General features: G+C 69.9%; 16 protein-coding genes and 2 pseudogenes. 6 read left to right on the top strand and 12 right to left on the bottom strand.

Annotated elements, in window-relative coordinates:
- Positions 1 to 87: 87 nt before the first annotated feature.
- On the top strand, positions 88 to 789 hold the full coding sequence (locus C1I89_RS04745) for a metallophosphoesterase (protein WP_102771865.1): 702 nt from the start codon (positions 88 to 90) through the stop codon (positions 787 to 789).
- A gap of 18 nt (positions 790 to 807) precedes the next feature.
- On the opposite strand, the pseudogene C1I89_RS04740 reads toward C1I89_RS04745, so the two are convergent.
- The 3 genes and pseudogenes from C1I89_RS04740 to C1I89_RS04730 form a co-directional block, all read right to left on the bottom strand.
- Positions 808 to 1,827 (bottom strand): annotated as a pseudogene (locus C1I89_RS04740) (penicillin-binding transpeptidase domain-containing protein); the annotation flags it as partial.
- Positions 1,828 to 1,837: 10 nt separating this feature from the next.
- Positions 1,838 to 3,532, bottom strand: a pseudogene (locus C1I89_RS04735) (penicillin-binding protein 1A); the annotation flags it as partial.
- A 98-nt stretch (positions 3,533 to 3,630) separates the two neighbouring features.
- Positions 3,631 to 4,437, bottom strand: a complete 807-nt coding sequence (locus C1I89_RS04730; RefSeq protein WP_102771602.1) for an AraC family transcriptional regulator — start codon at positions 4,435 to 4,437, stop codon at positions 3,631 to 3,633.
- A 167-nt stretch (positions 4,438 to 4,604) separates the two neighbouring features.
- Between C1I89_RS04730 and C1I89_RS04725 the strand changes: the two genes are divergently transcribed.
- Positions 4,605 to 5,843 carry an MFS transporter gene (locus C1I89_RS04725; RefSeq protein WP_102771601.1) on the top strand — a complete coding sequence of 413 codons (1,239 nt, stop codon included), beginning with the start codon at positions 4,605 to 4,607 and terminating at the stop codon, positions 5,841 to 5,843.
- A gap of 10 nt (positions 5,844 to 5,853) precedes the next feature.
- On the opposite strand, the gene pgaD is transcribed toward C1I89_RS04725, so the two are convergent.
- The 4 genes from pgaD to pgaA are packed head-to-tail and all read right to left on the bottom strand — an operon-like array spanning position 5,854 to position 12,176.
- Positions 5,854 to 6,297 carry a poly-beta-1,6-N-acetyl-D-glucosamine biosynthesis protein PgaD gene (gene pgaD / locus C1I89_RS04720; protein ID WP_102771600.1) on the bottom strand — a complete coding sequence of 148 codons (444 nt, stop codon included), beginning with the start codon at positions 6,295 to 6,297 and terminating at the stop codon, positions 5,854 to 5,856.
- The gene (gene pgaC / locus C1I89_RS04715; RefSeq protein ID WP_102771599.1) at positions 6,294 to 7,631 is read right to left on the bottom strand and encodes a poly-beta-1,6-N-acetyl-D-glucosamine synthase; all 1,338 of its coding nucleotides are present in this window, start codon (positions 7,629 to 7,631) and stop codon (positions 6,294 to 6,296) included. Before pgaC ends, pgaD begins: the two co-directional genes overlap by 4 nt.
- Positions 7,628 to 9,664, bottom strand: coding sequence for a poly-beta-1,6-N-acetyl-D-glucosamine N-deacetylase PgaB (gene pgaB / locus C1I89_RS04710; RefSeq protein ID WP_102771598.1), 2,037 nt, complete (start codon positions 9,662 to 9,664; stop codon positions 7,628 to 7,630). Before pgaB ends, pgaC begins: the two co-directional genes overlap by 4 nt.
- Before the next feature lie 10 nt (positions 9,665 to 9,674).
- Positions 9,675 to 12,176 carry a poly-beta-1,6 N-acetyl-D-glucosamine export porin PgaA gene (gene pgaA / locus C1I89_RS04705; protein ID WP_102771597.1) on the bottom strand — a complete coding sequence of 834 codons (2,502 nt, stop codon included), beginning with the start codon at positions 12,174 to 12,176 and terminating at the stop codon, positions 9,675 to 9,677.
- A gap of 467 nt (positions 12,177 to 12,643) precedes the next feature.
- On the opposite strand from pgaA, the gene C1I89_RS04700 reads away from it, so the two are divergent.
- The gene (locus C1I89_RS04700; RefSeq protein ID WP_102771596.1) at positions 12,644 to 13,852 is read left to right on the top strand and encodes a GGDEF domain-containing protein; all 1,209 of its coding nucleotides are present in this window, start codon (positions 12,644 to 12,646) and stop codon (positions 13,850 to 13,852) included.
- Here the strand turns inward: C1I89_RS04700 and C1I89_RS04695 are convergent.
- The 3 genes from C1I89_RS04695 to C1I89_RS04685 all read right to left on the bottom strand — a co-directional run bounded on the left by C1I89_RS04695 (position 13,842) and on the right by C1I89_RS04685 (position 18,909).
- Positions 13,842 to 15,758 (bottom strand): S9 family peptidase, encoded by a 1,917-nt coding sequence (locus C1I89_RS04695; RefSeq protein ID WP_102771595.1) that lies wholly within the window; start codon positions 15,756 to 15,758, stop codon positions 13,842 to 13,844. The two genes, C1I89_RS04700 and C1I89_RS04695, sit on opposite strands and share 11 nt — an antisense overlap.
- 111 nt (positions 15,759 to 15,869) lie before the next feature.
- Entirely contained in the window at positions 15,870 to 16,835 is a 966-nt protein-coding gene (locus tag C1I89_RS04690; protein WP_102771594.1) for a Bug family tripartite tricarboxylate transporter substrate binding protein, read from the bottom strand.
- Between the two features lie 31 nt (positions 16,836 to 16,866).
- A complete protein-coding gene (locus C1I89_RS04685; protein WP_102771593.1) occupies positions 16,867 to 18,909 on the bottom strand; it encodes a metallophosphoesterase in 2,043 nt (680 codons plus the stop codon).
- A gap of 109 nt (positions 18,910 to 19,018) precedes the next feature.
- Here C1I89_RS04685 and C1I89_RS04680 point away from each other — a divergent pair, with 109 nt between their 5' ends.
- Together C1I89_RS04680 and C1I89_RS04675 are read left to right on the top strand one after the other, a co-directional pair.
- Positions 19,019 to 19,834 carry an IclR family transcriptional regulator gene (locus C1I89_RS04680; RefSeq protein WP_102771592.1) on the top strand — a complete coding sequence of 272 codons (816 nt, stop codon included), beginning with the start codon at positions 19,019 to 19,021 and terminating at the stop codon, positions 19,832 to 19,834.
- 62 nt (positions 19,835 to 19,896) lie between these two features.
- A complete protein-coding gene (locus C1I89_RS04675; protein ID WP_102771591.1) occupies positions 19,897 to 20,355 on the top strand; it encodes a BPTD_2524 family lipoprotein in 459 nt (152 codons plus the stop codon).
- Positions 20,356 to 20,364: 9 nt separating this feature from the next.
- Here C1I89_RS04675 and C1I89_RS04670 read toward each other — a convergent pair whose 3' ends face one another.
- On the bottom strand, positions 20,365 to 20,787 hold the full coding sequence (locus C1I89_RS04670; RefSeq protein WP_102771590.1) for a PaaI family thioesterase: 423 nt from the start codon (positions 20,785 to 20,787) through the stop codon (positions 20,365 to 20,367).
- A 70-nt stretch (positions 20,788 to 20,857) separates the two neighbouring features.
- Here C1I89_RS04670 and dinB point away from each other — a divergent pair, with 70 nt between their 5' ends.
- Entirely contained in the window at positions 20,858 to 21,937 is a 1,080-nt protein-coding gene (gene dinB / locus C1I89_RS04665; RefSeq protein ID WP_102771589.1) for a DNA polymerase IV, read from the top strand.
- A gap of 40 nt (positions 21,938 to 21,977) precedes the next feature.
- On the opposite strand, the gene C1I89_RS04660 is transcribed toward dinB, so the two are convergent.
- Positions 21,978 to 22,439, bottom strand: coding sequence for a GatB/YqeY domain-containing protein (locus C1I89_RS04660; protein WP_102771588.1), 462 nt, complete (start codon positions 22,437 to 22,439; stop codon positions 21,978 to 21,980).
- Positions 22,440 to 22,491: the final 52 nt, after the last annotated feature.

The raw sequence follows: 22,491 nt of genomic DNA, 5'->3' as shown, positions 1-22,491 counted from the left end.
GGCCGGATAAGAACTGTGCGCGGGGGCCGCGCCAAAGCGGGTTAAAAAGGAAAGGTCGTGTATCGATAAAGTGGTGGTTTGCAGGCCATGGAGCAGCGTTTTCTCAAAGTTCCGCGCAATACGCAGGGCCGCGATTTCGCGGTGGGCGATCTGCACGGGCATTTTTCGCGCCTGGAGGACAGCCTGGGCGAGCTGGGTTTCGAGCCGTCCCGGGACCGGCTGTTCTCGGTGGGCGACCTGGTGGATCGCGGCCCGGAAAACGAGGCGGTGCTGGACTGGCTGGCGCGGCCCTGGTTCTATGCGGTGCAGGGCAATCACGAGGACTACGCCATCCGCCACGTGCGCACGGGGCGGGTGGATGTGAAGAACTGGCGGGAATACGGCGGCGGCTGGTTCCTGGATCTGCCGCGCGAGCGGCAGGAGGCTTTTGCCGAGGCGTTCGAGCGGCTGCCGATCGCCATCGAGGTCGAGACCGAGGCCGGCACGGTGGGCCTGCTGCACGCCGATTGCCCGGTGCTGTTCTGGCCGCGGCTGGAGTCGGCGCTGCAGGACCGCTACCGGCGCACCGCCGAGACCTGTCAATGGTCGCGCGAGCGGCTGCGCCAGATGAACCGCAGCGGCATCCAGGGCGTGCGCGCGGTGGTGGCGGGCCACACCCCGGTCGCCGCGCCGCTGGCGCTGGGCAATGTCTACCACATCGACACCGAGGGCTGGCGCTCGGGCTACTTCACTTTCCTGGAGCTGGAGTCGCTGCAGGCCTGGCCGCGCGACGTGGTGACGGAGCTCTGATCCCGCGCGGCGCGGCGATTACAGCGGCCGCGCAGGCAGCGCGCCGGGGCCGCTGACGGCGCCGGCCTGGGCCGGGGCCTCGGCGTCGACGCGCGGCACCGGGATGGGCGGGAAGGAGGCCGCGCCGGCCGGCGGCGCGCTGCGGGCCTGGGGCACCGGGATGGGCAGGGCCTGCGGCATCTGGATCGGCGCGTCGGCGCCGCCGCCCGGCGCCGGAGGAGGCGGCAGCGGCTTGACCGAGGTGTCCACGCCATCGGTGGAGCGGCGGTTGTTCAGGAAATCCGTCAGCTCGTCGCCGGACGACAGGTCCAGCGAGGCCACGGCCTGGCCCGGCGGGAATTCCGAGAAATAGTATTCGCCGTTGTCCACCAGCAGCCCGTCGGGCCGCGGCGCGGGCTTGCTTTCCGGCATGCCCTTGAGCGCCGGCTGCATGTAGTCCAGCCAGGTGGTCAGCGCCAGGCCGCTGCCGAATTCGTTGGTGCCCAGCGAGCGCGGCTGGTCGAAGCCCATCCAGACGGTGGTGGCCAGCTTGGGCGTGAAGCCGGAGAACCAGACGTCCACGGCCTCGTTGGTGGTGCCGGTCTTGCCGCCCACGTCGTTGCGCTTGAGCACCTGGTGCGCGCGGGCGCCGGTGCCGCTGACGGTCACGTCGCGCAGGATGTCGTCCATCACCCAGGCGGTGCGCGGGTCGATGGCGCGCGCCTGCTCGTCGCCGGCGACCACGGGCTGGGCCTGCATCAGCACGTTGCCGGAACGGTCGGTGACGCGGTCGATCAGGTAGGGCGTGACGCGGTAGCCGCCGTTGGCGAACACGCTGTAGGCGTTGACCACCTGCAGCGGCGTGGCGCCGCCGGCGCCCAGCGCCAGCGGCAGCACGGCGGGCCAGCGCGCCTTGTCGAAGCCGAAGCGGGTCAGGTAGTCCTGCGCGTACTGCGGCGTGATGGCCTGCAGGATGCGGATCGACACCATGTTCTTGGAGCGCACCAGGCCCTGGCGCAGCGTCATCATGGGTTCGTACTTGTTGCCGTCGTTCTNGGGTCAGGTAGTCCTGCGCGTACTGCGGCGTGATGGCCTGCAGGATGCGGATCGACACCATGTTCTTGGAGCGCACCAGGCCCTGGCGCAGCGTCATCATGGGTTCGTACTTGTTGCCGTCGTTCTTGGGCTGCCAGGCCTTGGAGCCGGTCTGCTCGGCGGTCAGCATGAAGGGCTGGTCCGAGACCTGCGTGGCCGGAGTCAAGCCGCGCTCCAGCGCGGCCGCGTAGACGAAGGGCTTGATGTTGGAGCCGGGCTGGCGCCAGGCCTGCGTGACCCGGTTGAAGCCGCCGCGGTTGTAGTCGAAGCCGCCGATCATGGCGCGGATGGCGCCGTCCTCGGGCTGCATGGACACCAGCGCGGCCTGCAGCGCCGGCATGTTGATGATTTCCCAGTTGTCGCCGTTCTTGTGCAGGTACACGACCGAGCCGCGGCGCAGGCGCTGTTTGTCGCCGGCCTTGGGGTTGAGCGCGCGCGCCACGACCGCCAGCGCCTTTTTGTCGGAGATCGTGATGATCTCGCGGGCGCTGCGGGCCACGGTGACTTCCGTGGGGCTGGCGGCCAGCACCACGGCGGCCAGCAGGTCTTCGCTGTCGGGCGTTTTTTCCTGCACGCCGTCGAGGATTTCGTCGAGCGCGACCGGGTCCTGCTCGACGTTGGCGGGCAGGTCGATCTGGTCCTCGGGGCCGGGATAGGGGGCGCGGCGCGTATAGGCCAGCACGCCGTCGCGCACCGCGAGATAGGCGGCCTCCTGGTCCCTGGAATCGATGGTGGTGTAGACGTCGATGCCCTTGGAATAGGTCTGTTCCTGGAACACCCCGTACATCAGCTGGCGGGCCAGTTCGGCGGGATAGTCGCCGTGGATGGCGAAGCCGTGCGCGCTGGCGCCGTCAGCGCCGCGGACGGTCAGCTGCTGGTTGATGGCCTCGTCGGCCTGTTCCGGCGTCAGGTAGCCCAGGGTCTTCATACGGCCCAGCACGTAGTGCTGGCGGATCTGGGCGCGCGCGAAATTGGTGATGGGGTTGTAGCGCGAGGGCGCCTTGGGGATGCCGGCCAGCATGGCGGCCTCGGCCGGGGTCACCTCGGACAGGGGCTTGCCGAAATAGGTGCGCGAGGCGGCGGCGAAGCCGTAGGCGCGGTGGCCCAGGTAGATCTGGTTCATGTAGAGCTCCAGGATCTGGTCCTTGGTGAGCTCGGATTCGATCTTGAAGGTCAGCAGCAGCTCATAGAACTTGCGCGAGTACGTCTTTTCCGACGACAGGTAGAAGTTGCGCGCCACCTGCATGGTGATGGTGCTGCCGCCCTGGGTCTTGGACTGCTTGACGATATTGGTCAGCACCGCGCGCGCCACGCCCATCCAGTCCACGCCGCCGTGGCTGTAGAAACGGTCGTCCTCGGCGGCCAGCACCGCCTGGCGCATGACCGGCGGGATTTCGTCGATGCGCAGCACGTTGCGGTGTTCTTCGCCGTATTCGCCGATCAGCACCTTGTCGGCGGTATAGATGCGCAGCGGCACGCGCGGACGGTAGTCCGTCATGGCGTGCAGGTCGGGCAGGCTGGGCCAGGCCAGGGCCAGCGCCAGGCCGAGCGCGACGGCGCCGCACACGGCCACGCCGGCGGCGGCGATGCCCGCCTTGACGAGGTGTCGTTTCCAGGGGAAACCCGGTTTGCCGCCCGGGGTGGCGGGAGATTGCTGGGGGGTGCTCATTGCAGGCGATTCTAGGACATAACCGTATAGACCGCCCAGCGGGCAATAAGGTTTCGGTAACGAAAAATGTAACTCGGGCGGCGCCCGCCGGCCGGCTTTCAGCCCAGGGCGGCCGGGCGCAGGTAGCGCTGCGGCGGCGCGCCCAGCGCGCGGTGGAACATGGCGGAAAACGCGCTGGCGCTACGGTAGCCCAGATCGGAGGCGATGCGCGCGACCGGCTCGCCCTGGGCCAGGCGGCATACCGCGTCGGCCAGCCGCACCTGCTGCACCCACTGGCGGTAGTTCAGGCCCAGTTCGGCCTGGAACAGCCGGATCAGGGTGCGGGCGCTGGCGCCGACCTCGCTGCCCCAGTCCTCGATGCCGCGCTGCAGGCCGGGCCGGTCCAGGATGGCGGCGCAGATGGTCTGCAGGCGGCGGTCGCGCGGCCACGGGATCTGCAGGGGCGCGACGCGGGCGGCGGCCAGTTCGGACAGGGCCAGCGCGGCGATCTGCTCGGCCCGCCCGCCCAGCGGATAGTCGATGGGTTCGGCGGTGAGCGCCAGGATCAGCTCGCGCAGCAGCGCGCTGACCTCGACCACCTGGCATTGCGGCCAGTAGCCGCGCGCGGCCTCGGCCTGCAGGTAGAGCGAGCGCATGGAGACTGCGCTCACCATGTCCACGCCGTGCGGCACCCCGGCGGGCACCCACAGCGCGCGCATCGGCGGCAGGGCCCACAGGCCGGTGGGCGTGGTCACGCGCATGGTGCCGCCGACCGCGTACACCAGCTGGGCGCGCGGATGGGAGTGAGTGCCCGTGCGCGCGCCGGCCGGGAATTCCTTGGCCATGGCCGTGACCACGCGCGGGCGGTCCTGGTAGTCCTGGGCGTTGACGCTGCGGCCGGGATCGGGAAGGGGGCGGGTCAGCATGGCTGTCACTTCCGGCATGAGAATGAGTCAGGCGACAAAAGGATGATTCACGCATTTTGTCACTTTCAAGACGAAAAATGGCAGATCGGGACGGGACGCGCTTCCTACACTGGCTACAGGTCCCGGCATCGCGCCGGGAAAGCCGTCCCCTTTATTTCCCGAGATCCATGAACCCCGCCCAGAATCCCGCGGCCGCGATGGCCGACGCCCAACCCGCCGCGCCCGCCGCTTCAGACCCGTCCACCGCCTTCAAGGTGCTGGGCGCGATCAGCGTGGCGCACCTGATGAACGACATGATCCAGTCGATCCTGTTGGCCATCTACCCCATGCTGAAGGAGTCCTTCACGCTGTCGTTCGCGCAGATCGGGCTGATCACGCTGGTGTACCAGCTGGCGGCCTCGCTGCTGCAGCCGTTCATCGGCTTCTACACCGACCGCAATCCCAAGCCGTATTCGCTGCCGGTGGGCATGGGCTTCACCCTGGCGGGGCTGCTGATGCTGGCGATGGCGCCGTCGTTCGGCTGGCTGCTGGCGGCCGCGGTGCTGGTGGGCACGGGCTCGTCGGTGTTCCATCCGGAGTCGTCGCGCGTGGCGCGGATGGCCTCGGGCGGGCGCCACGGGCTGGCGCAGTCGCTGTTCCAGGTGGGCGGCAACGTGGGCTCGGCGCTCGGGCCGCTCGCCGCGGCGCTGTTCATCATTCCGCACGGGCAGCGCAGCGTGGCCTGGTTTTCGCTGGCGGCGCTGTTCGGCATCGTGGTGCTGACCGGCATCGGGCGCTGGTACAGCGCCAACCGCGAGCGCCTGAAGCCGCGGGCGCGCGGCGCGGCGGCCGGCAATGCGCTGTCGCGCCGGCAGGTGCTGGGCGCGCTGGCGGTGCTGGGCGTGCTGGTGTTCTCCAAGTATTTCTACCTGGCCAGCCTGAACAGCTATTTCACGTTCTACCTGATCGACAAGTTCGGCCTGTCGGTGCGCGAGGCGCAGCTGTACCTGTTCCTGTTCCTGGCCGCGGTGGCGGTGGGCACGGTGGTGGGCGGGCCGGTGGGCGACCGCATCGGCCGCAAGATCGTGATCTGGGTGTCCATCCTGGGCGTGGCGCCGTTCACGCTGCTGCTGCCGTACGCCAACCTGTTCTGGACCGGGGCGCTGGTGGTGGTGATCGGCGTGGTGCTGGCCTCGGCGTTCTCGGCCATCGTGGTCTATGCGCAGGAACTGGTGCCGGGCAAGGTCGGCATGATCGCCGGCCTGTTCTTCGGCTTTGCGTTCGGCATGGGAGGCCTGGGCGCGGCGGCGCTGGGCAAGCTGGCCGACGCGACCAGCATCGCCCATGTGTACCAGGTGTGCGCCTATCTGCCCCTGCTGGGGGTGGTGGCGGTCCTGCTGCCGGACGTGGAGAAGAAGAAGGCGTAGTAGCCCGCGGTCAACCCGTGTGCACCGCGGTAAGCAGCGGGCTGCGCGTCTCGATGCCGGTGATGCGTCCGTCCGGCCCGTGGTGGATGACGGCCGTGCGCGATGCGCGCAGCTCCGCCAGCTGCGCCGGCGTGAGCCCGAAGCTCATGGCCAGCCGGCGGTCGCCAAGCGGCTTGATCGGCTTGCGCCGGTCCTTGCCCGCGAAGCGCCGGTGGTTGTAGACCGCCCAGGCCACCAGCAGGGCGGCGTTGGCCAGCGCCAGCAGCGCATAGCCCGACAGGGTGCGCAGCGTGGGCACGAAAGCCGGCAGCGGCGACAGCCCCGGGCCCTGCGCGTCGCGCAGGATGGCCAGGATGCCGGCGCCGAACAGGTACACGAAGGCGAACCAGCCCAGAGCGGTCAGGACGAGGTCGAACAGATAGCCCGCGCGCGAGCGTTGCGTGGTGATGATCATGATGCGTCCGGTGATTTGATGCCCCGGTCCGGGCTGACCCAGCGCGCGCGCCGGGCCTGCTTGCGGAGCATGACCTTGGGAAAGCTGACCAGGGTGGTGAACAGGCTCACCATCCAGAAGGCCAGCGGATACCAGATGACCCAGTACAGCGCGCGCGGCAGGCCGGGCTCGTAGCGGCGGTCGATCAGGATGCTGACGACGAACTGCAGCAGGCACACCATGGCCAGCATCATGCCGGTGAAGGCCGGCGGCATCAGGCTGGCGATGTACATGTTGTTGGGCAGCGCCACGACCTGGCTGACGGCCCACAGCAGCACCGAGATGCCGAAGGCGAAGGCCCAGGCGGTGGACAGACAGAATTCCGCCATCAGCGGCCACAGCCGGCGGTGGCGCCAGATCCAGATCGAGCGCAGGTTCTTCAGGAAGACCTCGGCGCCGCCCTGGGCCCAGCGCAGCCGCTGCTTCCACAGCCCGCGCAGGGTCTCGGGCATCAGGATCCAGCACAGGCCGCGCGGCTCGTAGAAGATGGACCAGTGGTCGCGCTGCAGCTTCCAGCTGATGTCGATGTCCTCGGTGATCATGTCCAGGCTCCAGTAGCCCACGCGGTCCAGCGCCGCGCGCCGGAACGCGGCGACCACGCCGGACACGGTGAACACCTGGCCGTAGACGCGCTGGGTGCGCTTGATCAGGCCGATGATGGAGGAGAACTCCCCGACCTGGATGCGGCCGATCATGGTCGAGCGGGTGCGGATGCGCGGGTTGCCGGTGACCGCGCCGACGCGCGGGTTCTGGATCAGCGGCGCCACCAGGTAGGCGGCGGCGTCCGGGTCCAGCGTGGCGTCGCCGTCGATGCACACCAGGTACTCGCTGCGCGCGGCCAGCGCGCCCATGCGCAGCGCCATGGCCTTGCCCTGGTTCTGCGCCAGGTGCACCACGCGCAGCCGGTCGTGGCGCGCGGCCAGGCGGTCCAGCATGTCGGCGGTGCCGTCGCTGGAGCCGTCGTTGATGGCGATGACCTCGATGTGCGGATAGTTCTGCGCCAGCGCGGCCAGCAGGGTCTCTTCGCCGTGCTCGGCCTCGTTGAAACAGGGCACCAGGATGGACACCAGGGGATTGCCGGGCAGCGCCGGCGGCTGGCGGTCCTTGCCCCATTTCCAGTGCCGCTCCCAGTGCCACCAGAAATAGAGGCCGCCGCTCATCCACAGGCCGGACATGAAGAGCGGGTAGAAGAACACGAAGCCCAGCAGCGCCTCGCCGGTCAGCATCAGCGTGAAGCCGAACGGCACGCCGAGCATGGCGCAGAGTATGAGCAGAGCGATCAGGCGGTCTATCATCGGACGGGGTACCAGGCTTCGGAGATGGCGGGCCGGATGTCTTGCAGCCGGGGCTGGTCTTGCGAGTAGTCGTCGGGGTAGTAGCCGAAGTTGCGGGCGCCGCGCAGCTGCAGCCGCTGCATCCAGCCGGCCAGCACGGCCGTGTCGATGGGCGTGGACTCGGGACGGTCCGGGCCGGTGCGCCAGTCGCGCGCCTGCAGTTCGAACACGGTCCTGTCCAGCGCGCCGGGGCGGCGCGCCACCGCGTCGACCATGCTGTCCAGCCAGGCGTGCTCGCCGGCTTCGGGCACGTTCTCCATGCGCGGCATCGCCATCGGGGCGGTCCAGTCGTAGGCCTGCAGGAAGTCGTCCAGGTTCTGCGCGAACCAGGTTTCGCTGGCGGGGTTCAGGATGGGCTGGGCGTAGATGTTGCGGGCCGTCTTGATGTGCGGGCCGCGCACCGCGCGCACGCGCCGGGTCAGCTCGTCCGTGAAATCGACCAGCGCGCGGCTTTTCAGGCGGGTCCAGCGCTGCAGCGTGTCGGGATCGGCGCGCAGCTCGGCGATGGAGCCGGGCAGGCCGGCGCGGCGGTAGGCCGCCAGCGCGCCGGGGCTGGCGTCCTCGAAATCGCTGAGCACCGCGTCGTCATGGAACAGCACGCCGTCGAACAGGGTGTAGCGCGACAGGTCCTCGTACAGGTCGCCGATGCGCTGGCGCGCCACCGGATCGAAGGGCGAGAGGCGGCGGTACTGGTCGGGATCCGGCGCCGGGGCGGCCTCGGGATGCGCGGGGTCCCAGCGCGTCACGCGCGCGATGGACGGGTCCAGGTCGACCGCCAGTACCGGCATCCAAGCGTAGACCGCCACGTGGGCGCGGTTCTGCAACTGCCAAGAGACGCGGTTGAACAGGTCGGCGCGCATGGGCAGCCAGCGGTTGGGAAAGTACACGGAGCGCACCAGGCCGTCGGCCTCGGGATCGGCAAAGGCCTGCAGGAACACCGTGTTGATCTGCATGTCGGCGATGCGCTGCACCAGTTCGCCCAGGTTGCGGTCGACCTGCGCCGGGTCGGGGTCGTAGATGTAGTCCAGGTCCACGTGCGCGACGCGCATGGTGGGCAGGGCTTCCATGCCGCCGATGCTGTCGGCGAACGGCCGCAGGTGCGGATCGTTGGCCAGCAGCAGGCGCGGCGCGGACATCAGGCGCGAGACCCGGCTGGGGCCGTCTTCCAGCGTCAGCGCCATGCGGTAGCCGTGCTCGCCGGCGATCTTCAGGGTGGAGCCGCCTTCGGCGCCGTAGGGCCAGACCCAGACGCGCGGCGCCTTGCCGGTGGCGCGGCGGATCTTCTCGCTGATGGCGGCGACGTCGCGCTGCATGCGGGCCTGGAACTGCGCCTCGGTTTCGTACTGGCGGGCGCCGGCGTCGTAGACGCGGATGGCGGCCGCCGGCTCGGTGTTGCCCTGCGGGTTGGCCAGGGCGCCGTAGTGCGAGGCGTTGGTGTGGGCGGCGATCTCCACCAGGCCGGAACGCGAGATCTCGCGCACCCCGTCCCAGTCCAGGAAGCGCTCGCGCGGCTGCGGGCTGCCGCCGAAATCCACCTTGCGGTCGGCCGGCGTGTCCATCCAGACGCCGACCGGCGCCAGCACGGCCGGCCAGCGGTAGGCTTCGAGGATGGGCAGCACGCGGGTCTGGAAGCTGCGGTAGCCGTCGTCGAAACTGAGCAGCACCGCGCGCTCGGGCAGGGGCTTGCCGCCTTCGCGCGCGGCCAGGATCTGGTCCACGGACACGGCCTGGTAGCCGTTCTCGCGCAGCCAGGCCAGCTGGTCGACCAGCCGGTCGGTGCGCACGCTGAGAAAGCCCTGGTCGGGGTCTTCGTCTTCCACGTCGTGATAGGCCAGGGCCAGGAACTGGCCGGACGGCCAGGGCCGGTCGGCCGGCGCGAGGCTGCGTTCGGCCGGCGGCGTGTAGACGGGAATGTCCTTGGCGCAGGCGGTCAGGAACAGGATCAGCAGCAGCAACAGGCCGGCCAGGAGGATGCGGGTATGGGTTCTAAGCATGGCGGCGGTCTCAGAAGCGGTAGGCGAGGTCGAACACGATGCGCAGTTCGCGCTCGCGGTCGCCGTCGTACGGGCGGCTGATGCCGGTGATCATGGCGCCCATGTCCAGCACGTCGTTGGCGCGGTAGCGCTGGCCGTAGCCCAGGGCGAACACGCCGCCGGTGCCGTAGCCCTGCTGCGTGTAGGCGCCGGCGCCGACGGTGCCGATCTGTTCCCACGCGGTTTCGTAGCGCCGGTACAGCGTGTGCGTCAGCCGCAGGCCGGGCACCAGCGTCAGGTCCGAGCGCGGGTTGAAATAGGGCACGTCGCTGCCGCCGCTGTTGTGCTGGGTGGAAATGTCGAATTCCAGGTCGGCCTTCAGGTGCGGGGCGGTGTAGACGCGTTCGCGTCCGATCAGGCCGAGCGACCAGCGGTTGTTGCCGTCGCTGAAGTGCGAGGGCGACAGCGCCAGGGTCCATTCGCGGCGCTCGTCGGCGCGCCAGCGCACGAAAGCGGACAGGCTGTTCGACGAGATGCCGCTGGCCAGCGCGCGCAGCGGCGTCTCGCGCGAGATCAGCTCGGCCGAGCCGCCGACCTGCCAGCGATCGTCCAGGTCGTAGGCGGCGCTCAGGCGCAGGCCGGGCTTGACGCCGTCGCCGTAGTCGTGGGTGGAGACTTCGCCCTCGACGGTGAGGTCGCGGCCGCGCCATTCGACGCCGGCGCGCACCCAGCGGTAGGTGCCGCGGCCTTCCTCGAAGTCGCCGGCCGCGTAGCCGCCGCCGCCGAACGCGCGCCAGTTGTAGTCCAGCGGCTTGGAGTACACCACCGCGTCGATGCCGAAGTCGCCGCTGCCCGAGACCGGGCTGTCCGAAGCCAGGCCGCGGTAGCCGGCGATGCGCAGCTCGGCCATGTTGTGCACCTGCCACTGGCGGGCCAGCCGGCGCGACACCAGGTCCTCGGGCGCGCGCGCCAGCGTGTCCTGGCTGAGCGCCTCGGCCTGGCGCCATTCCTGCAGGTCGAGCGCGGTGAATCCCTGGCCGTTCTCCACGCTCAGGCTGCGCGGCGACAGCGTCTCGGCCATTTTCAACGTGCGTTCCGAGGCGCGCGGCTGCGAGCGGGCGCGGTAGACGCCGGCAAGCTGGGCCTGCAGGCCGGAGTTGTTGGGCGCCTCGCGCACCATGTGTTCCAGGCTGCGCTGGGCGGCCGGGGTGTCGTCGGCCTGCAGGCTGGCGGCGGCCTCGGTCTGCATGCGCTCCAGGCGCAGGTCGTTGGGCAGGCGGCTGGGCTGGCCCTTGAGGTAGACCCAGTCCGGATAGTCCTGGCGGTTGGCGGCCAGGCTTTGCGAGGCCTGGTCGAATTGCTCGGCCTCGGCCAGGGAGTAGTACAGGCCGGTCTCGGTGTTCAGGCGGTCCTCGGGATCGTCGTTGCGGGCCGCGTCGTCGGCGGCGACCTGGCGGTAGATGTCGCGCGCCTTTTCCGGCTGGCGCAGGTACAGGTAGGCCGAGGCCACGTCGTTCAGCGCGTAGCGCGGCACCTGCGCGCCTTCGGCGCGCAGCGCCTCGTATTCGCGCACCAGGTCGGCCATGCGCGCGCGCGCATGCAGCGCGTGCAGGCGGTCGATGCGGGCGCGCAGCACGTCGTCGCGCGCGGCCTCGCCCAGCGCCTGCCAGGCCGGGATCAGCTCGTCGTAGCGGGCCAGGGCGCGGTCGGCGACGACGTAGCGTTCGGCTTCGTTGCGCGCCGGCATGGAGGCCAGGCGCACCTGCTGGGCCACGGCGTCGGCCTCGAAGCGCCGCATCTGGGCGGCGTCGAACAGGCCGGGATGCTCGGACGCGCGCGCCAGCGCCGCGCCCGACATACGGGCGCGGGACAGCGCCTGTATGTATTCGCGCTGCACGTAGGGCGTGTCGGGAGCGAGGGCCAGGGCGCGGTCGGCCTGGTAGAGCGCCTCGAAAGGGCGCCCCTGGCGGACGTGGACGTAGCCCAGCGCCAGGCGCGCGTCGACGTCGCGCGGCTGGCGCGCCACCCAGCGCTCGCCGGCCTGGAGCGCGGCCTGCGTCTGGCCGGCGTCGGCCAGCGTCATGATTTCGCCGGCCTGGAAAGCCGTGTGCCGCGGATGGCGGCGCAGCCCCGCGCGGTAGGCGGCCAGCGCCTCGGGCCAGCGCTGCAGGTCGCGGTAGGCGCGCGCGGCGGCCAGCTGCACGTCGGCCGGCGGATTGGCGCCGGCCGGCAGCGTCTCGAAGGCGGCCGCCGCCTCGGCGGGCCGGCCGGCCCAGCCGGCGATGACGATGTGGTCGTAGATGGCGCGTGGCCCGGCGGCGGCGCCTTGCCGGCGCAGCATCTCCAGCGCGGGCTCGTAGTCGCCGGCGCGGGCCCGGGCGATCAGACCGTCGTAATCCTCGGCGGGGGCGGCCAGCGCCAAGGCCGGCGCCAGGACCGCACAGGCGGCCAGCAGGCGCAGGCCCGCCGCGGCGTCAAGGCGCGATAGCGACCGGTTGGCGGCTTTTCCCGCAGGTTTTCCTTTGCATGGCATCTGTAGTACTTCCGCAGTTGCGACTCGGGACGTTCGCCGCCTCCGCCGGGCAGGCGCGCGCCGGCCGGACAGCCGGACGCCGCGCGGGCGCGCAGCGCCGGCGATGGAGGTGGGGAACATGGGTTCAGTTGCGCGGCGCCCGCTGCGGGGACCTTCGCACTCGCGCTATCGAAGTGCATGGCTAGTACGCGCCACGTCCGATGGACGTGGTTGCGGCACTCTGCGGTGCCGTCAACGGGATGCACTGTAGGACGTTTTGGATATTTCAACTGTCAAGTAGTGCAAAGGAGGCGCGCACAGGGGCCGGCGCTGGCGTATTCTTCGTCGCTCGGGCCGGGGCGAGTGCCGACGAGGATAGCGTGCCGGCTCGTCCTGACTGTAACAAAAGACGTCAAAAATGCTAGGGTGTAACGCGGCGCGAGCGGTGCGCAGTGCGGCAATCCCAACGAGGGCGCGCGGCAGGAGCCATGACGATTTCCTTATTCTTTCTGATGTGGGGACTGGCCACGGCGCTGGCGCTGCCCTTGTTCGTGCTGTTCCCTGCGCGCGACCTGGGCGGCATCCGCGCGTTCACCGCGGCCAATGCGCTGGCCGTGGTGTCGCTGCTGGCGTATGCCTCGTCCGGCCTGCTGGCGCCGGGCCCGGCCGTGATGGTCTCGAACACCGCCTGGGTCGGTTCGCTCGGCCTGGTCCATGTCGGCGTACGGCGGTTCTTCGGGCTGCCGCCGCAGGCGCAGGCCACGGCGGCGCTGGGCGCGCTGTGCATCCTGGCGTTTGCGCTGCTGCTGTTTGCCGGCGGCGAGCTGCGCGCCCGCATCCTGTTGTTTTCGGCCATGACCTGCGTGGCCATGCTGGCCACGGGGCGGGTGATTTTCCGCCAGCGCCGGCGCCTGCAGACCCGCGGCGTGATGGCGTACCTGATGCTGGCGATGTTCGGGCTGGCGGCCGTGCAGGGCCTGCGCCTGGCGGTCTATTCCATCGGCGGCGAGGCGCCCCATTCCTTGCTGGAACCGTCGGCCTGGGGGCTGTTCTTCATCGTCTGCGGAGCGGTCACGGTGCCGGCGCTGTTCCTGGCCCTGCTGCTGCTGGTGCAGACCAGCCTGTCCGAGCAGATGCAGGCGGCGCTGACCTTCGACAGCCTGACGCGGGCGCACTCGCGGCGCAGCATCCTCGACGAACTCGAACGCGAATTGCGCCGCTGCCATCGCGCTGGCGGCAAGCTGGCCGTGCTGTTGCTGGACATCGACCATTTCAAGTCCATCAACGACCGCTACGGGCATGCGGCCGGCGACGGCGCGCTGCGCCATTACGCGCAGGTGGTGCAGCGCGCGGTGCGGGCCAGCGACCGTCTCGGCAGGCTGGGCGGCGAGGAATTCGCGCTGCTGATGTATGACTGCGATCCGGCGCACGCGCTGGTGCAGGCGCAGCGGGTATGCGACGCGGTGCGCGACGCGCCGCTGGCCCTGCCGGACGCCGAGGTGCCCATGACCACCAGCGGCGGCCTGGCCCTGTACCAGCCGGGCGATACCGCCGACGGCATCCTGGCGCGCGCCGACGCGGCGCTCTACCGCGCCAAGCAGCAGGGCCGCGACCGCGTGGAGTTGGCCTCGATCGGGCGGGCCGCGGGCCGCGCGCGCCCGGACGGCGCGGCAGCCGAGGCGCGGTCTACGGCTTGAGGTGTTCCTTCAGGAAGCGTTCCATGGCCTCGTAGAACTCGAACTTGTTCTCGTCGTTGTGAAAGCCGTGGCCTTCGTTGTCCTTGACCATGTATTCGACCTCCACGCCGCGCGCGCGCAGCGCCTTGACCATCTGGTCGCTCTCGTCCTTGTTCACGCGCGGGTCCTTGGCGCCCTGCGCCACGAACAACGGCGTGACGATGCGGTCCGCGTGCAGCGCGGGCGAGGTCGCGGCCAGGCGTTCGCGGTCGCGTTCGGGGTCGCCCACCATGTTCTGCATCTTGGCCAGCATGGGCTTCCAGTACGGCGGGATCGACTGCATGAACGTGAACAGGTTGGACACGCCCACGTAGTCGACCGCCGCGGCGTAGAGCTCGGGCGTGAAGGCCACGCCGGCCAGCGTGGCGTAGCCGCCGTAGCTGGCGCCGTAGATGCCGATGCGCTTGGGGTCGGCGATGCCTTGCTGCACCAGCCACTGGACGCCGTCGGTGATGTCATCCTGCATCTTCAGGCCCCATTGCCCGAAGCCGGCTTCCCAGAAGGCGCGGCCATAGCCGGTCGAGCCGCGGAAGTTCATCTGCAGCACGCAGAAGCCGCGGTTGGCCAGGAACTGCACCTCCGGGTTGTAGCCCCAGCCGTCGCGGGCCCACGGCCCGCCATGCGGATTGACGATGCAAGGCAGGCCGGACGGCGCGCGGCCGGCCGGCAGCGTCAGATAGCCGTGCACGGTCAGGCCGTCGCGCGTCTGGTAGCTGATGGGCTGCACGCGCGACATGTCCGCCTCGGGAATGGCCGGGTTGATGTCGGCCAGCTTGGTCAGCGTGTCGGCGGCGGCGTCGTAGATGTAGCGCGAGCCGGGCGTGCGGTCGTTGTAGGCGGCGACGATGAATTTGTTTTCATCGCGGTCGTAGCCCTGGATGGCGAAATCGTAGCCCGCGAGCCGCGCCGACAGCGCCTTGAACAGCGCCTCGGTCTGCGCGTCGAAAAAGCGGTATTGCGGCTTGTCGGTCTGGTAGGCGGCCAGCGTCAGCACGCGGCGCTTGCGCGAGTACGCCGCGGCGTCCAGGTCCACGTCCTCGGGCGTGTAGATTTCCTCTTCGGCGTCGGGATTGGCCGGGTCGATGACGACCAGCGCCAGCTTGTCGCGGCCGCGGTTGGACAGGGCGTAGAACTTGCGGTCGTCGAAGGTGAAGAACGCCGGGCTGACGCTGGTGCGGTAGTCGGTGGTGATCAGCGGGCGGAATTCGGCGGCTTCGTCGTCGCGGTAGAGCAGGGTGGTGTTCAGGCCGTCGCTGGCGACGGCGGCGCGTACCTTGCCGGCGTGGTCGGTCTGCCAGCCGACGATGTTGCCGGGGTTCTGCGCCACCAGCACCGCCGCGCCGGTATGGACGTTGACGCGGTAGACGTCGAAGACTTCGGGGTCGCGCTGGTTGTGGCTGATGAGGACGTGGTCGGGGTCGTCCTCGAGGTCGTCCTCGATGCCGGCGCGCACGCCTTCGTAGGGAGTCAGGTCGGTGATCTGGCCGGTCTTGGCGTTGACCGCCAGCACGTGGAAATTCTCGTCGCCGCCGAAGTCCTTCTGGTAGAGCACCACGTCGGCGCCTTTCCAGAAGAAATTGCTGATGTCGCGCGCGGTCTCGCGCGTGAGCAGGCGCGGGTCGCCCACGGGCTTGCTGCCTTGCAGCGGCTGCACGTAGATGTTCATGCGGGCCGGGCTGCCGTCCACGCTGGTGGGCTGCATGAAGCCCAGGGTCTTGCCGTCGTCGGCCAGGCGGAAGAAGCCGCGGTCGGGGTTACGGAAGAAATCCTTCAGGGGATAGGCGCGCGGCGGCTGGGCGGCGCTGGCGCCCAGCGATGCGCCGACGATGCTGGCGGCCAGGACGGTGCGCTTGAGGAACGAGAACAAGAGAGGACCTCCGGGTTTGCTGCGGCCGCGGGCTGGGCCGGCAGCCGCCTGGTCCACCGATGATGCCATAGCGCCGCCGGCGGTGTCGAACCGCCTTGCGCATCGTCCCCGCTATTGCGGCGTCACCCCGGCCGTCTTGACGATGCCGGCGTATTTGCTCATTTCGGCGGCGATGAAAGCCTTGAATTCCTGCGGCGGCTTGTACGCGACCGTCAGGCCCTGGCCTTCGAGCCTGGCGCGCACGTCGGCGTCCTGCAGCGCGCGGGCCACGTCCGCCGAGATGCGTGCGACCAGCGCCGGCGGCATGCCGGCCGGGCCGAACAGGCCGAACCAGTTGGACAGGTCGAAGTCGTCCAGCCCCACCTCGCGCGCCGTCGGCGTGTCCGGCAGCACGGCCTGGCGCTGCGGGCCGGCCACGAACAGCGGATGCAGGGTGCCGGCCTTGATGTGGCTGATGATCGCCGGCGCGGTGGCGAAGAAGACGTCGATCTGGCCGCCGACCAGGTCGGCCACCGCCAGCGACGTGCCGCGATAGGGCACGTGCATCAGGTTCATGCCCGAGCGCACGCGCAGCAGCTCGCCGGCCAGATGCTGCTGCCCGCCCGTGCCCGGCGAACCGAATACCGCCGAGCCCTGCGCCGTGCGCCGCTTCATGTCGGCATAGGTGGTCACCGGCAGCTTGGGGCCGCTGACCAGGATCAGCGGCGCATCGGCCACCAGCGCGATGGGCTGCAGGTCCTTCATGGGGTCGTAGCGCATCTGCTTGAACACGAGCTTGTTAATGGACACCTCGGGCGTGTAGGCCAGCAGCAGGGTATGGCCATCGGGCTTGGCGCCCACCACCTGCTCGGCGCCTATCATCCCGCTGGCGCCGGAGCGGTTCTCGACCACGACCTGCTGGCCCCATTGCGCCGTCAGCTTCGCGCCCAGCACGCGGGCGATCACATCGGTGGCGCCGCCGGGCGCGTAGGCCACGATCAGGCGCACCGGCCGGTCCGGAAAGGGTTCGGCGCGGGCCGTCAGCGCGAGGCCGGCGGCGGCCAGCGCCGCCGCGATTTTCATTCCGATTCGAAGCATGGGATGGCTCCTTGGGATAGGGGATTCGGGATCAGCCGCGCTCGATCAGCAGCAGCGCATGGCCCGGCCGATCGTGGCTGGCCGAGTCCACCGGCGTCTGCGGGCAGAGCAGGTCGATGACGCGCCCAGCGCCCGCGGCATGGCCGTGCACCGCGGCGGCGGGGCCGTAGGCCAGTTCGTAGCTGCGGCCGTGCGTAAGAAAGCGGCACAGGCGCGTGTGCGCCGGGCCGTCCAGCCGTTCGACCGAGGCCGGGCCGGGCCGGTCGAACACGGCGTTCAGCGCCGCCAGCGCCAGCGCCGCGGGCCGCGGATCGTAGCGCCGGTCGATCAGGCCATTGCGCGGGAAGTAGCCGCGGTCCACGTCCATGAAGGTGTCGAAGGCATAGCTCACCGCGTCGCCCGTGCGCGAGGCCAGGAAGGCTTCGGCCACCAGGGCGGCGATCGCGGCGTCGTCGGTGTTGGCCGCCGCCAGGCGGTCGGCCAGCTTCACCCCCACGTTCACGCACATGCCCCAGTCCTGCGCGCGCCGCGCCAGGTCGGCATGGGCGGCGATGAGATCGGCGCCCCAGTCCAGCCGCACGGTGATGCCGTCGATGTGCTTCTGTTCCAGCCGCGCCCGCAGCAGGGGCGCGGCGGCGTCCAGTTCGGCGGCGCGCAGCCCGGTGTTGACGAAATGGCTGTAGTGCTTGCCGTCGAAATGCGCGTCGTCCTCGCCGGTGCGGATCTTGCCGTAGATGAGCCGCGCGTCGGTGTGGCCGCGCAGCCGGGCGAGCGCGGGCCCCGCGTCCTGCAAGGCCCGCGCGCTGAGGTTGATCTCGATGGCCGCGATGGGCACGCCGTGGGCGCGCGCCCGGTCCAGCAGGCCGGTATCGGGCACGCCCAGCGAAGTCAGCACGAAGCGATGCCCGACGTCGGCCATCAGGCGGGCGCGGCGCAGCGTCTGTTCGTCGTGCAGGTCCTGGGTGGGGATCTTGAGCGTGCGCAGCCCCATTTCCCACATGGCCATGAGCGGGTAGTCGTTGCGCGCCAGCTTGCGGCCGAATTCCTGCACGCCGCCGGTGCAGGGAATCTCGACAATCTCGGCCCACGGGTGGCGCAGTTCGACCGCGACGCCGTCGCTGACGGCGGTCTTGGTATGCACGGGGGGCAGGGGGCGCGCCGGAGGCCGGCCGCCGGCGGCTTCGCCGCGCATCGCGCCGTGGGTGCGGATCAGCTTGGCCACGTGGCCGCGCTCGTGCACGTCGACGACGAAGTAGCCGAATTTCTCGACGTCGCCGCGGCCGAACTCGTCGGCCGGCGGCACGCGGTAGAACTCGGAGTAGTCGTGCCGCAGGAAAGCGGTGGAGGGCAGCATGTACAGTTCCGCGCCGCCGATCACGTCGTACCAGAAATTGTGAACGTGGCCCGCGAATACCGCCTCCACCTTGGGATTGCCCAGCCGCGACAGCAGCCAGCCGCGGCCGGGCTCGTCGATGTTGTCGTAGGAGCCGCGTTCGGCCGGATCGTGCAGGTAGGGCGGATAGTGCAGCGACACGAACACGCGCCCGGGCGCGCCGGCCAGTTGCCCGTCGATCCACTCGCGCTGGGCCGCGTCGGTGTCCAGCCCGGAGTTGAACAGCAGCGCGTTGACGAACAGGAAGCGGACCCCGCCGTGGTCCACGGCGTAGTAGTCGGGGCCGAAGATCCCGCGGTACTTGTCCAGATAGCCGTCGCAGACGACGTCGGCCGGCATCCAGTCGATGCGCTTGTCGCCCACGTCGTGGTTGCCGGGCACCAGGTGCAGCGGCATGTCGATCTGGCTGGCGATGGCCTTGAAGCGGCGCGCGGCTTCCTCGAAGGAGGGCAGGCCGGGGACCGGGTGGACGATGTCGCCGAGGTGGATGGCGAAGGCCGGCGCCGGGTCCAGGCGCGCGATGTCGGCGAAGACGTGGCGAGCCCGCGCGTTGGCGCGCGCGTTGGTGGCGAACGGCGAGGCGCAGGTGTCCTCGGATTCGTTCACGTGGGTGTCGGCGACGACGGCGAAGCTGAACAGGCGGGCGCCCAGGGGCTGGCGCGGAAACTTGGGTTCGGTCACGGCGGTTATACTCCAATTTCAATAAATGGAATTCAAATGTATTTATCGGTCGGATAGTTTGTATTTCGGCCGGCGATATACTGTCAATGCTCCGCAACCCTAGGCCCCTATGCACTCGAAAACGCCGCTTCACTACGAACTCGAATCCCGTGCCTCGCTCGAGGCGCACCCGCGTTTCGCCTCCACGCTGTCGAACGGGCTGGACGTGCTGAAGTGCTTTTCGGCGGCCGAGCCGCTGCTGGGCAACAAGGAGATTTCCGAGATGCTGGGGCTGACGCGCCCGACCGTATCGCGGCTGACGTTCACGCTGGTGGGGTTGGGCTATCTGCGGCGCGACGAGCGCACCGGCAAGTACTCACTGGGGCCAGCGGTGCTGACGCTGGGCTATCCGCTGCTGGTGCACCTGACCCTGCGCCAGCTGGCCGCGCACGACATGGTGGAACTGGCGCGCTACGCGCGCGGCCCGGTGTCGATGGCGATCCGCGACCGCCTGCAGGCGGTGTACGTGGAAACGGTGCAGGACGGCGCTTCCAACGCCTCGCGGCCGGACATCGGCTCGGCCCGCCCGCTGCTGCGCACCGCGACCGGACGCGCGCTGCTGTATGCCCAGACCGCGGCCGAGCGCGAGCTGATCTGCGGCCGGCTGGCCGAGGAATTCCCCGATGAGTGGGAGCGGTTCGGTCCGGCCCTGCCGGCGGCCTACGAGGAAATCGAGGAGCACGGCTTCTGCGTGGTCACCAAGGACTGGCGCGCCGAGCTCTGCGGCATCGCCACGCCGATGCGCTTTCGCTCCAACGACCTGCCGCTGGCCTTCAACGTGACCATCCCGGCCGACGGCCTGGACCGGCAGTACGTGTACGAAACGCTGGGCCCGCGCCTGCGCACCCTGGTCAAGAACCTCGAATACCGCATCGGCATCCTGTGACGCCCCGCGGCCGCGCCGGGCCGATATGCGGGATAATCGCGGGCACTGATCTGGAGATACACATGTATAGGAATCTGGCCGCGGCTGCGGCACTGGCCCTGGGCCTGGCGGGATGCTCGATGGGCATCTCGCAGGACGGTTCGTCGCCGCACAGCGAATTCAAGGCGCCGGTGGCATTCAAGGACGCCTATGCGGCGGCGATCCGCCAATCGCGCGATTGCCTGCGCAGCACCGACAACGCCTACCGCGTGGTGGCCGACATCGACGAGCCGGCGCAGTCCGGCGTGGTGCGCGTGCTGGCGCCCTACAGCGACAACGTGATGTCGCGGGTCGACCTGAAGGCGGCCGGCCCCAAGAGCACCGACGTGCGCGTCGCGATGTGGGGCCAGGGCACCTGGGACGCGGCGGCGATGCGCGCCATGCAGGACGCCGTCTATTACGGCCTGGTGTCGTGCAGCAGCTATATGCCGCTGGACCCGCGCCCGCAGGTCCAGCCCAAGCGCGACCTGCCCAGGGACTGAGCCGGCCGGTCAGTCGCCGCCCGGGCGGCGGCGGATGATGCGGAACGTGGCGGTGGCGCGCGCCACCAGTTCGCCGTCGGCGCGGCGCACGTCGCCTTCGCAGAAGGCGATGGAGGCGCCGCGGCGCAGGCAGCGCGCCTCGATCTTCAGGTCGCCCGTGCCGGGCGACAGGAACGAGGTGTTCATGTCGATGGTGGCCATGCCTTCTTCGCCGTCGGCCGAGCCGCGCGCGGCGGCGCTCAAGGTGAAGTCGAGCACGCTCATCAGCGTGCCGCCGTGTATGTCGCCGCGGCTGTTGGTGAGGTCGGCGCGCCAGGGCAGCGAGGTGCGGGCATAGCCCGGCTCGATGTGCTCGGGCACCAGGCCGACGAAATGCATGAAGGGAATGGTGAGGCCGAAGTAATCGGTTTGCGCGGTTGCGGGTGCGGTCATGGAACGGTGATGGCGGGATTGGATAGCGGGTCGCCGGTCATAATATATGCTTTTGCCACGGGATATCAGGGTGTCTGAGGGGCGCAAGATCGTGCATGTGGACATGGACGCGTTCTATGCGTCGGTGGAGCAGCGCGACAATCCGGAGTTGCGCGGCCGGCCGGTGGTGGTGGCCTGGACCGGGCCGCGCTCGGTGGTCTGCGCCGCCTCGTACGAGGCGCGCCGCTACGGCATCCATTCGGCCATGTCGGCGGCGCGCGCCGAGCGCCTCTGTCCGCACGCGGTCTACGTGCCGCCGGACTTCAACCGCTACCGCGAAGTGTCGCGCCAGGTGCGCCAGATCTTCGCGCGCCATACCGATCTGATCGAACCGCTGTCGCTGGACGAGGCCTACCTCGACGTGACCGTCAACAAGTGCGGCCTGCCTTCGGCCACCGAGGTAGCCCAGGTCATCCGCCGGCAGATCCGCGAGGAAACCGGCCTGACCGCCTCGGCCGGCGTGGCCCCCAACAAATTCCTGGCCAAGATCGCCTCCGACTGGAACAAGCCGGACGGCCTGTTCGTGGTGCCGCCGGCCAAGGTGCTGGCCTTCCTGGAGCCGCTGCCGGTGCGCAAGGTGCCGGGCGTGGGCAAGGTGACCCAGGCCCGCCTGGAGCAGCTGGGCATCCATACCGTGGGCGACCTGGCCACCCACGGCGCGCAGGAGCTGGAGCATTACTTCGGCCGCTACGGACGGCGCCTGTACGAACTGGCGCGCGGCATCGACGAGCGCGCGGTGCAGACCGACGCGCCGCTGCAGCAGGTCTCGGCCGAGACCACGTTCTCGCAGGACGTGCGCCTGGAGGCGCTGGGCGAGGCTATCGAGCGCATGGCGCAGAAGGTGTGGGACCAGGCGCTGAAAAAGGGCGCGCTGGGGCGCACCGTGGTGCTCAAGCTCAAGACCGACCGCTTCCGCATCCTGACGCGCAGCCAGACCAGCGCCTATCCGCCGGGGTCCGCGGCCGAACTGGCCGCGGTGGCGCGGCTGCTGTGCGAAAGAGTGGAACTGCCGCCGCACACGCTGTACCGGCTGGCGGGGGTGGGAATGAGCAATTTCGCCGAACCGGGCGAGCAGGCGCGCCAGCCGGATCTGTTCGGCGGGGTGTTCTGATTCGGTGCACGGCGGCCCGCCGCCGGCGGGCCGCGCGGGATCAGCCCAGGCGGGCCTTCACCTGCTGCGACAGCGCGCTCATGTCGGCGCGGCCGGCCAGCGACTGCTTCAGCAGCGCCATGACCTTGCCCATCGCGGGCGCGCCCGTCACGCCCTGCGCGGCCACTTCGGCCAGCGCCGCATCGATGGCGGCGGCGACTTCCTCGGGCGTGGCGGCCTGCGGCAGGAATTCCTGCAGCACGGCCAGTTCGGCCTTTTCCTGCTCGGCGGTCTCGGTGCGGCCGGCCTGCTCGAAGGCGGCGATGGATTCGCGGCGCTGCTTGACCTGTTTTTCGATGATGGCGGTGATTTCGGCGTCGCTCAGGTCGCGGCGCTCGTCCACTTCTTTCTGCTTGACGGCGGCCAGCAGGAAGCGCAGCGTGGCCAGGCGTTCGGTGGCCTTGGCGCGCATGGCTTCCTTGACGGAGTCGGAGAGGCGGGTCTTGAGCGTAGCAGTGCTCATGGGGGAACCTTTTGAGGTGTTGCGGCAAACGGCTAGTTTAATCTCCCGGCCG

The organism is Achromobacter pulmonis, assembly GCF_002885955.2.
In the GTDB taxonomy this organism is placed as follows: Bacteria; Pseudomonadota; Gammaproteobacteria; order Burkholderiales; family Burkholderiaceae_B; genus Achromobacter; species Achromobacter pulmonis_A.
Note: the sequence above shows the minus strand (reverse complement) of the source record. Positions and strands in the feature narration are given on the sequence as shown.

Excerpts from the sequence above, each read along its gene's own strand:
- C1I89_RS04700 (WP_102771596.1), top strand. The coding sequence starts at position 12,644 with ATGACGATTTCCTTATTCTTTCTGATGTGGGGACTGGCCACGGCGCTG.
- C1I89_RS04690 (WP_102771594.1), bottom strand. The coding sequence starts at position 16,835 with ATGCTTCGAATCGGAATGAAAATCGCGGCGGCGCTGGCCGCCGCCGGC.
- pgaB (WP_102771598.1), bottom strand. The coding sequence starts at position 9,664 with ATGCTTAGAACCCATACCCGCATCCTCCTGGCCGGCCTGTTGCTGCTG.
- C1I89_RS04680 (WP_102771592.1), top strand. The coding sequence starts at position 19,019 with ATGCACTCGAAAACGCCGCTTCACTACGAACTCGAATCCCGTGCCTCG.
- pgaD (WP_102771600.1), bottom strand. The coding sequence starts at position 6,297 with ATGATCATCACCACGCAACGCTCGCGCGCGGGCTATCTGTTCGACCTC.
- pgaA (WP_102771597.1), bottom strand. The coding sequence starts at position 12,176 with ATGCCATGCAAAGGAAAACCTGCGGGAAAAGCCGCCAACCGGTCGCTA.
- C1I89_RS04730 (WP_102771602.1), bottom strand. The coding sequence starts at position 4,437 with ATGCTGACCCGCCCCCTTCCCGATCCCGGCCGCAGCGTCAACGCCCAG.
- C1I89_RS04745 (WP_102771865.1), top strand. The coding sequence starts at position 88 with ATGGAGCAGCGTTTTCTCAAAGTTCCGCGCAATACGCAGGGCCGCGAT.
- C1I89_RS04660 (WP_102771588.1), bottom strand. The coding sequence starts at position 22,439 with ATGAGCACTGCTACGCTCAAGACCCGCCTCTCCGACTCCGTCAAGGAA.
- C1I89_RS04675 (WP_102771591.1), top strand. The coding sequence starts at position 19,897 with ATGTATAGGAATCTGGCCGCGGCTGCGGCACTGGCCCTGGGCCTGGCG.
- pgaC (WP_102771599.1), bottom strand. The coding sequence starts at position 7,631 with ATGATAGACCGCCTGATCGCTCTGCTCATACTCTGCGCCATGCTCGGC.
- C1I89_RS04725 (WP_102771601.1), top strand. The coding sequence starts at position 4,605 with ATGAACCCCGCCCAGAATCCCGCGGCCGCGATGGCCGACGCCCAACCC.
- C1I89_RS04670 (WP_102771590.1), bottom strand. The coding sequence starts at position 20,787 with ATGACCGCACCCGCAACCGCGCAAACCGATTACTTCGGCCTCACCATT.